General features: G+C 73.3%; 7 protein-coding genes and 1 tRNA gene. 2 read left to right on the top strand and 6 right to left on the bottom strand.

Going from position 1 to position 6,505, the window contains the following annotated elements:
• Positions 1–58 precede the first annotated feature (58 nt).
• A tRNA-Tyr gene (locus tag E0D90_RS22150) sits at positions 59–140 on the bottom strand.
• Positions 141–309: 169 nt separating this feature from the next.
• Here E0D90_RS22150 and E0D90_RS22145 point away from each other — a divergent pair.
• The gene (locus tag E0D90_RS22145; protein WP_103500361.1) at positions 310–798 is read left to right on the top strand and encodes a YajQ family cyclic di-GMP-binding protein; all 489 of its coding nucleotides are present in this window, start codon (positions 310–312) and stop codon (positions 796–798) included.
• Positions 799–867: 69 nt separating this feature from the next.
• Here E0D90_RS22145 and E0D90_RS22140 read toward each other — a convergent pair whose 3' ends face one another.
• Both E0D90_RS22140 and E0D90_RS22135 read right to left on the bottom strand, forming a co-directional pair.
• Positions 868–1,401: an ABA4-like family protein gene (locus E0D90_RS22140; RefSeq protein ID WP_130799794.1), complete on the bottom strand. Its 534-nt coding sequence runs from the start codon at positions 1,399–1,401 to the stop codon at positions 868–870.
• Positions 1,398–2,489, bottom strand: a complete 1,092-nt coding sequence (locus E0D90_RS22135) for a hypothetical protein (RefSeq protein ID WP_174856244.1) — start codon at positions 2,487–2,489, stop codon at positions 1,398–1,400. Before E0D90_RS22135 ends, E0D90_RS22140 begins: the two co-directional genes overlap by 4 nt.
• 175 nt (positions 2,490–2,664) lie before the next feature.
• Between E0D90_RS22135 and E0D90_RS22130 the strand changes: the two genes are divergently transcribed.
• A complete protein-coding gene (locus E0D90_RS22130; protein ID WP_130799793.1) occupies positions 2,665–3,345 on the top strand; it encodes a MerR family transcriptional regulator in 681 nt (226 codons plus the stop codon).
• A 25-nt stretch (positions 3,346–3,370) separates the two neighbouring features.
• On the opposite strand, the gene E0D90_RS22125 is transcribed toward E0D90_RS22130, so the two are convergent.
• The 3 genes from E0D90_RS22125 to E0D90_RS22115 all read right to left on the bottom strand — a co-directional run bounded on the left by E0D90_RS22125 (position 3,371) and on the right by E0D90_RS22115 (position 6,298).
• Positions 3,371–4,201, bottom strand: coding sequence for an alpha/beta hydrolase (locus tag E0D90_RS22125; RefSeq protein WP_103501828.1), 831 nt, complete (start codon positions 4,199–4,201; stop codon positions 3,371–3,373).
• Positions 4,202–4,505: 304 nt separating this feature from the next.
• Complete coding sequence (locus tag E0D90_RS22120) at positions 4,506–5,786, bottom strand: MFS transporter (RefSeq protein WP_227870402.1); 1,281 nt, start codon at positions 5,784–5,786, stop codon at positions 4,506–4,508.
• A gap of 116 nt (positions 5,787–5,902) precedes the next feature.
• On the bottom strand, positions 5,903–6,298 hold the full coding sequence (locus tag E0D90_RS22115) for a YccF domain-containing protein (RefSeq protein WP_103501263.1): 396 nt from the start codon (positions 6,296–6,298) through the stop codon (positions 5,903–5,905).
• Positions 6,299–6,505 lie beyond the last annotated feature (207 nt).

Below are 6,505 nucleotides of genomic sequence, written 5' to 3'. Positions count from 1 at the left end.
GGAACGACAGAAGCCCCTGACTGCGTTTCCGCAGTTCAGGGGCTTGCTGTTCCCAGTGTGGCGGCGCCAGGATTCGAACCTGGGAAGGCTGAGCCGGCAGATTTACAGTCTGCTCCCTTTGGCCGCTCGGGCACACCGCCTGGGGTTTGTCACCCGGCGCATTCGCGCCGCTGGGCAACGGGGTAAACCATACCCGATGCACCGGGGTGGTCCGCCACCCGGTTGTCGGCAGGGCCCGGACCACACCGGGTGGCTAGGCTTGCCGACCGGACAACCGTTTTCCACGAGCTACGCACGAGGAGCCCGACCATGGCCGACTCCAGTTTCGACATCGTCTCGAAGGTCGACCGGCAGGAGGTCGACAACGCGCTCAACCAGGCGTCCAAGGAGATCTCGCAGCGGTACGACTTCAAGGGTGTCGGCGCCTCCATCGACTGGTCCGGCGAGCGGATCGAGATCCGGGCCAACGCCGAGGAGCGTGTCAACGCGGTGCTCGACATCTTCCAGTCCAAGCTGATCAAGCGCGGCATCTCGCTGAAGGCGCTCGACTCCGGCGAACCGCAGGCGTCCGGCAAGGACTACAAGCTGTTCTCCACCATCAAGGAGGGCATCTCCACGGACGACGCCAAGAAGGTCGCGAAGGTCATCCGGGACGAGGGCCCGAAGGGCGTCAAGGCCCAGGTGCAGGGTGACGAGCTGCGGGTGACCTCCAAGAGCCGGGACGCGCTCCAGGAGGTCCAGCGCCTGGTCAAGGAGCAGGACTTCGACTTCGCGGTCCAGTTCGTCAACTACCGCTGACGCACGCACCGCGCGCCGTCGCCGCGTGGCGGGCCCGGTCCCGGGCCCGCCGCGCGCGGCCTCTCTTCCTCACTCCGGCGGGTGGACGGCGGCCCGCGCGGGCGCCTCGCCTCCGCCACGCGCCCCCTCCGCCGTGACCCCGCGCCCGCCGCGCGGCTCCTCCGCCGTCGCCGCGCGCCCCCGGGAGCGGGAACGCGCCGCGCGGACGGCCAGGAACAGGGCGAAGCCGACCGGCGAGAACAACACGGCGAGGACCAGCACCGGGGCCATCACCACGGGGTGGATCCGCAGCCTCCGCGCCTCGCGGTACATCCACTGCCCGATGAGCAGATCCCAGGCGATCACCTGCGCCCAGAGAGCGCTCGCCGCCCGGGGCTCGGTCATGAGTTGCTGGAAACCGCCGAGGTCGGGCCGGGAGAAGACCGCCCAGAGCCCGGGGAGGACCGGCGCGACGAGCACGCCGTAGACGACCAGCAGCGGGATCACAGTCAGCGGTGAGGCCGCGACCCGGTCGGTGAGCCGGGTCCCGGGCAGCAGGATCATCAGCGCCCACACCGGGGCGGCGAGCGTGAACGCCAGCGAGAAGAGGGTCGGCTCACTCACGCGTCCACCTCCGTCCGGTCGGGACCGGCCTCCGCGCGCGCTCCGGCGCGCACCTCCCCCGGGACACCCGAGCCCCCCGCCGGGTCCTCTCCCGGGCCCTCCCCCAAGTCCTCTCCCGAGTCCGCCGCGCGCGGCGCGGACGCGCCAGGACGCCGTGGCGGCCCGGCGACCGCGTGCAGCGTGGCGACGGCCACGGAGAGGCCGAGGACGGCGAGCGCCGTCCAGGTGGCGAGGTCCGGCGCGGTGAACGGCTGGCCGCGCAGGGCCTGCCAGCTGACCAGGGCGAGGACGCCGCCGGCCGCGAGCGCGGTGGCGCGCACCAGCCGGTAGCGGACCTCGGGCCGGGCCAGCCGCGGCCGGCGCGCCGCGCCGGCGTCCACCGCCCACAGCACCAGGGGCAGCAGTTGCAGGGCGTGCATTCCGAGGAAGTGCGGCACGCGCAGGTCGCCGCCCTCCAGGGACCAGCCGGTGACGGGGAGCCCGCCGGGGCTGTCGGGTGCGCCCACCGTGTGGGCGCCCAGTGAGGCGGTGGCCGGGTCGTGCTGCGCCCCGCCGCCCATCGGGAAGGCTATGGCCATGCCGGCGAGGGCGATGAGCAGACCGGCGCGGATGGCGAGGGTGAGGGCCGGGTCGGGGACCCGGTGCCGCAGGACGAGGACGGCGACGGCCGCCGAGGCGAGCCAGATTCCCCCGGCGAGTGCGGCCATGGCGTTGAAGACGGCGGCGTCGAAGGCGGTGTCGCCGTTGAAGTGGCTGCGGGTTCCGCGTGCCGCCTGAAAGACGACCAGGGCCACTTCCAGGAAGGAGCAGAGCGCGAGGGCGGTGCCGGTCCGCGCGCCCGCCGGGCGTCCGGTGCGCGAGGCGGGGAGCAGGGACAGCAACCAGGCGGCGGAGAGCCCGTAGACGCCGAAGGAGAGGGCGAACTTCAGCGGCTTGAGCCAGACGGGGTCGCCGTTGACGGTGCGGCCGTCGACCACCAGTCCGGCGGCGGAGAAGACGGCCAGCGCGGCCATGGCGACGGTGAAGAGCATCAGCGGCCGGTGCCATTGACGCCAGGCCACGGCGAACGAACTGATCGAGGGCAGCATGAGGGAACCCCTCCCCGGTTATGGATAGCAGCACTCACTGCTATCCGATGGCCCCACTATCTAGGATGAGCGGTGCCACAGCAAGCGCCGCGCACGGAGGTGGCACGGGGTGGGAGGCGGCGGGCCGCGGAGCGAGGCGCCGCGGAACCACGGAGCACGCGAGCACGGGAGCGACATGCGCATCGGAGAACTGAGCCGGCGGACGGGCGTCGCGGTGGCGACCATCAAGTACTACGTCCGCGAGGGCCTGTTGCCGCCCGGCGAGCTCACCAGCCCCAACCAGGCGAGCTACGGGGAGGGCCACGAACGCCGGCTGCGGCTGATCCGGGCGCTGATCTCGGTCGGCGGACTGCCGGTGGCACAGGTCCGGGAGGTACTGGACGCGGTGACCTCCCCCGGACACCCCGCGCACCGGGTGCTGGGCGCCGCCCAGAAGTCGGTGACATCGCACCACACCGACGCCACCGTCTCGCCGGAGGCGCGGGAGCGCGCCGCGCAGCGCGTGGCGGAGCTGCTGCGCGCACGCGGCTGGCACGCCGCCCCGGACCACCCGGCCGCGCGGACCCTCGCCGACGCCCTGGCGACGATGGAACAGCTCGGCCACCACGGCTTCCCGGCGGGCCTGGACGACTACGCCGCGGCGAGCGAACAGATCGCCGCCGCCGACATCGGCGGTCTCAGCGGCGGCCCGGAGCAACTCGCCGAAACCGTCATCATCGGCACCCTGCTGGGGGACACCGCGCTGGTCGCGCTACGGCGCCTGGCCCAGTACGACGCCACCAAGCGCCGCTACGGCGTCGGCGAGCCGGGCGACGAGGCGTGCGGGGGGTCGGACGACGCGCCGGACCCGGAGTGACGCGGCACCGCCCGCGCCCCGTAGCTCACCGCCGGACGGCCGGCAGATGTGGCTCCGCCCAGCTCAGCGCGTGGTCGGCGATCTCCTCCCAGCCGGTGCTCGCCGCCACGAGGTGGTCCCGGCCCGGGAACTCGCGGTAGTCGGTGACCGCCCCGGACCGGCGGTACCGGCGGTGGTTCTCCCGCACCATCGACGGCGTGACGATGTGGTCCTGCTCCCCCGAGAGCAGGAGCAGCGGCGCGCGCCGGCCGTTGCGGAAGTCGACGTGGCTCGCGGCACGGGCGGCCGGGGTCACATTGGCGAAGGCCACCTGGAACAGCGGCCGGCCGGGCGCGGGGATCGCCAGGCGCGCCCGCACCTCGGCGGAGCGCTCCGCCGAACGGGTGTTGGCGAAGGCGTAGTGGAACTCGGCCTCGGTGAGCGGCACCGCCCGGTGCCGGTTGGCCGGGTTGCGCAGGACGGGCCAGGAGGCGCGCAGTACGGACGGCGGCAGGCGCAGGACACCCCTGGGCGGCGCGGAGTGCAGGGCGACGCCGGCGCGTCCGTATCCCCGGTCCAGCAGGATCTGCGTCAGCAGCCCGCCGAAGGAGTGCCCGATGATCAGCGGCGGTGCGTCGAGTCCGCCGACGAACTGCTCCAGGTGGTCCGCGACCTCCTGGACCCCGATGCCCTCCGGTGCCCGGTCGTGGTCCAGTTCCTCGTCCAGGGCGGAGACTCCGGGCCAGGCGGGGGCGTGCACCCGGTATCCGCGCTCCGTGTAGCGGTCGATCCAGCCCTGCCAGCTGTGCGGGGTCATCCACAGGCCGTGGATGAGGACGACGGGGTAGTCGGTGGCCGCTGCTGGTGAGGGGGTCATGGGGCCTCCAGATCCATCGAGGGGCGGACCGTTCCGCCTCTCCCGGTACACCTGGAGTATTCACCCGTCACGCCGGGTGCCGACCCCTCGTGCCCGGCGACCCTCCGGGCCCGTCGACACCGTCACGCGCTCGGCACAGCGCAGCGCGACGCAGCGCGCGCGACACGGTCAGGCGGCCGAAGGGGCGGGGTCCGCAGCACCCTGGGTCGAGCGGCCCGTTGCCCGACCCAGGGTGCGGCGCACCCCGCCCCTTTTCGTGTCCGTTCTCCGCGCGCCCGGGAGCTCCCGGCGGACGCGTGGCTCCTCACATCCGGTCGGCCCCTCCCCCAGCACCTCCCGCCGCACCGCCGGCCGCTGCCGGGCGGGCCGGCGTGGCGAGGCGGTCGGCGCGCACCGCCCGCACCGCGGGGACGCACAGCAGGACCGCGCAGGCCACCAGCTGCCAGCAGACCCCGACCGTCAGCACGGTCCGCAGGCTGGTGGCCTCGGCGGCCGGACCGGCCAGCACCAGCCCCAGCGGGCCGAGCACGAAGGCACCCAGCGTGGTGTACGACATCACCCGCGACAGCGCATGCGCGGGCACCTGTTGCTGGACCGTCGTCATCAACAGGCTCTCCATCACCGCGGCCGCGACCCCGGCGCCCATGGCCCCGGCGACGACCAGCGGCAGTCCGGCGCCGGTGACGATGCCGAGCAGTGGAGCGGCCCACGCGAAGGCCGCCACCGTGATCACCACCAGCGGGCGGCGCGGGCGGCGCCCCAGCAGCACCGCCCCGGTGACCACCGCTCCGACGCCGAACCCGGCCATGATCAGACCCCAGGAGCGGGCGCCGTCGTAGTAGCTGTCGGCCGCGACCGGGCCCAGGACCAGGTAGGGGCCCCAGACGAGGAAGTTGAAGAACGCTCCGTGCAGGGTGAACAGCCACAGCCAGGTCATCGAGCGGAAGATCCGCCAGCCCGCGGCGAGCTGTCGCGGGAAGGACTCCCCCGGTGCCGGAGCCGGGACCTCGGTGACCCGCATCAGCGCCAGCGCCGCGACGCTCAGCGCGTAGCAGAACGTGTCGATCACCAGCACCGTGGCGGGCCCGTACAGGGCGACGAGCACCCCGGCCAGCGCGGGGCCGCACACGACCGACGCCGAACGGGTCATCGAAAGCAGGGTGTTGGCGTCCTGCAACCGCCTCCGGTCGGTGAGCGAGGGCACGATGCCGTTGAGGGCGGGCATGAACAGCGCCTCGCCGACGCCGGTCAGCGCGGCGAGCACCAGGACGGGGGCCAGGCCCGGCTCCCCCACCACGAACAGCACCGCGATACCGCCCTGGCTGACGGTGCGCAGCCCGTCCGCCGCGAGCATCACCGTGCGTCGCGGCAGCCGGTCGCTGATCACGCCGCCCGCCAGGAGACAGAGGGTCAGCGGGAGGATGCGCGCGGCCATGACCACACCGACGTCGGTGGCGGTCCCTCCGCTCTCCAGCACGGCGAAGACCAGCGCCACGCTCGCCATGTGGCTCCCGAACAGGGAGGTCGCGTAGGCGACGAGAAAGAGCCGGAAGGCGGGCACCTTCAGCATGGCGAGGGCGGTCATGGGCTCAGCGTCGCCGCTGAGTACCCGCCCGCACATGGGGCGGGTGCCCTAGGTCCTGCCTGGTGAACACCGCCGTCAGGCCCTAGGAACGGCCTGCGGCGGGAGGGGCGGACGTCCTACCAGTGGTAGGAGGGGACGGCGTCGGTCGGGACGATCTGCCGGCCGAGCGGCATCAGGGAGACCGGGATCATCTTGAAGTGGGCGAAGCCGAAGGGGATTCCGATGATCGTCACGCAGAAGGCGATGCCCGCCACCACGTGCCCGATGGTGATCCAGATGCCGGCCACGATCAGCCAGATGACGTTGCCGATCCCGGAGGCGACCCCGGCGTCCGGGCGGGGGGTGACGCGGTAGCCAAAGGGCCAGAGCGCGTAGGTGGCGATCCGGAAGCAGGCGATGCCCCACGGGATGGTGACGATCAGGATGCAGCAGATCACGCCGGCGACGGCGTAGCCGAGGGCGAGCCAGAGGCCGGAGAGCACCAGCCAGATGATGTTGAGGACGGTCCTGATCACGATGTCTCTCCTCGTGCGCGGCGGGTGGTGCCGCTCGTCGGCGGGGTGTCGTCGCGCGGTGCGGTGGTGCTGTGCTGTTGTCCGGTGGCCGGGCCCGGCAAACCGGCTCCTCGTCCAGTGTCGCGCGGCCCGGCGGGCGACGTGGGGTGTGGCGGACGGCTCAGGGGCGGACGAGGCAAGGGGCGGACGGGGCAAGGGGCGGAC

The sequence above is a fragment of the Streptomyces otsuchiensis genome, assembly GCF_004305975.1.
Classification (GTDB): Bacteria; Actinomycetota; Actinomycetes; order Streptomycetales; family Streptomycetaceae; genus Streptomyces; species Streptomyces otsuchiensis.
This window is presented reverse-complemented; position numbering and strand designations above follow the sequence as displayed.

Bases quoted from the DNA above. Each gene is read 5' to 3' on its own strand.
- E0D90_RS22145 (WP_103500361.1), top strand. From the start codon at position 310: ATGGCCGACTCCAGTTTCGACATCGTCTCGAAGGTCGACCGGCAGGAG.
- E0D90_RS22135 (WP_174856244.1), bottom strand. From the start codon at position 2,489: ATGCTGCCCTCGATCAGTTCGTTCGCCGTGGCCTGGCGTCAATGGCAC.
- E0D90_RS22130 (WP_130799793.1), top strand. From the start codon at position 2,665: ATGCGCATCGGAGAACTGAGCCGGCGGACGGGCGTCGCGGTGGCGACC.
- E0D90_RS22125 (WP_103501828.1), bottom strand. From the start codon at position 4,201: ATGACCCCCTCACCAGCAGCGGCCACCGACTACCCCGTCGTCCTCATC.
- E0D90_RS22120 (WP_227870402.1), bottom strand. From the start codon at position 5,786: ATGACCGCCCTCGCCATGCTGAAGGTGCCCGCCTTCCGGCTCTTTCTC.